The sequence below is a fragment of the Pseudokineococcus sp. 1T1Z-3 genome (assembly GCF_037482365.1).
In the GTDB taxonomy this organism is placed as follows: Bacteria; Actinomycetota; Actinomycetes; order Actinomycetales; family Quadrisphaeraceae; genus Pseudokineococcus.
In genome coordinates this window covers 1-254 of sequence record NZ_JBBHZF010000013.1, presented here as the reverse complement: position 1 = coordinate 254, position 254 = coordinate 1, and the positions used below count along the sequence as shown (strand labels likewise).

At 68.5% G+C, this 254-nt stretch carries 1 protein-coding gene; it reads right to left on the bottom strand.

Annotation, left to right across the window (positions count from 1 at the left end; genetic code table 11):
- Positions 1–205, bottom strand: a 205-nt coding sequence (locus WDV86_RS04695) for a DUF4192 family protein (RefSeq protein ID WP_339566446.1), incomplete at its 3' end; no start/stop codon positions are given.
- Positions 206–254: the final 49 nt, after the last annotated feature.

Here is a 254-nt window from a genome sequence, read left to right as displayed (position 1 = left end):
CCTGGCGGCGGACGTGAGTGCTGATGGTGGCGGCCGCCTCGGGGCCGGTGAGGCTGGCGAGGTCGGCCCGCATGACCATGCCGACGCGGTGGCGCTCCCCCTTGAGGCAGATCACGACCAGCGACTCGCTCGGGGTGAAGCCGAGGACGGCGGTGGCGGTGGCGACGAGGTCGCGGTCCTGTGTGGCGCGGATGACGTCGGTCATTGGGTGCTCCTTGTCGACTGCTTTCGTTCCTGCTTACGGTAGTAACTCT